The organism is Cellvibrio sp. ARAG 10.3 (assembly GCF_051846955.1).
Classification (GTDB): Bacteria; Pseudomonadota; Gammaproteobacteria; order Pseudomonadales; family Cellvibrionaceae; genus Cellvibrio.
Genome location: NZ_JBPYCU010000060.1, coordinates 1 through 1,334 on the forward strand (window position 1 = coordinate 1; position 1,334 = coordinate 1,334).

The window sequence follows — 1,334 nt, forward strand, 5'->3', positions numbered from 1 at the left end:
GGACAAATTCAGCAATCAATCTGCACACGACTAAGACAGATAAAGCGTTGGCGTTTTTTTTACCGCCGGTATCCTCTCGCCCTTATGAGCAAACATCCCATCGAACAACTGCTGCGCCCACCGGTTGAACTTGCCGCGAGTTTCGCGTACCTGTTCGCCGCGATCCTCGCGATGAGCAGCCCCGGTGTGCTGCTGACGGTTCCGTCGGTAGCTTACGTGCTTGCGCTCTTCTGCTTGGTCCGTTTCGCACAACGAACCCAGATCGCCGTGCGCTTGTTGAAGTACCAGCACTACTTGTTGGTACTACCGAAATACGAAATTTCGAGCGCGCAAATTCCAGTTAGCAAGACAAACCTGTTTCTGGGGATCGGCTTTGAATGGGAAGCGATTCATACGCAGCGACACCACGACTGCAAGCAGCCGAATCGCCGCCACATCATCAAGCGCTATAAAACATCACTGTACCTGCGCGCACGCGCCATAGAGGCATTCTGCAAACGCCACACGGCCGTTTACTTTCTCGCATGGATCATCGGTCGAGAGGCGTGGTGGAATCCGGTATCGCCGATTCCGCGTGTGGAAGGCGATACCACTATCCATGCTGTCGGTTTATGGGAACAGGAAGAAAACATTGAGCAACCGCAAAGTGAGCGGGTTGCGCACACCTTTGTTGTAGGCACAACGCGGGTGGGGAAAACACGTCTGTGTGAAACGCTGGTGACACAAGACATTCACAACGGTGACGTTGTGATCGTGTTTGATCCAAAAGGTGATGCTGAGTTACTAATTCGGATGTGGTCTGAGGCAGTACGCGCGGGGCGTGAACATCAATTCTATATGTTTCATCTGGGCTACCCGGACATCAGCTGTCGTTACAATCCGGTCGGTTCTTTTGGCCGTATCACTGAGCCAGCTTCGCGTATCGCATCGCAATTACCCGGCGAAGGCAACAGTGCGGCGTTCCGCGAGTTTGCGTGGCGTTATGTCAATGTCATCAGCCGCGCCGGTACCGAACTCGGCAAGCGCTTGTCTTATGAATTTTATTTGAAGTACGGTGCGGATATTGACCCGCTCCTCTCTGAATACCTCTCGAATATCTTTACGCGCAACCAAGCCAAGCACCCGCATTGGCGTAAGCATCTCAGAGACATTGTCGAGTCTGAACGCAAACCAGATAAATCCATGAGTGGCCGTGATCGCACAGCCTGGGCGGCGGTCGAGTTATACAAACACTACGGCCTATTTGATGACGTCGCGCACGCGTTGATCAAAACGTTCGAGTACGAAAAATCCTTCTACGACAAATTGGTTGCATCGCTGTTTCCGCTGCTTGA

At 52.6% G+C, this 1,334-nt stretch carries 1 protein-coding gene; it reads left to right on the plus strand.

What is annotated here, in order from left to right:
• Positions 1 to 84: 84 nt before the first annotated feature.
• Positions 85 to 1,334: conjugative transfer system coupling protein TraD (traD, locus tag ACSV5M_RS21745; RefSeq protein WP_439178952.1), on the plus strand; the 1,250-nt coding region annotated here is incomplete at its 3' end.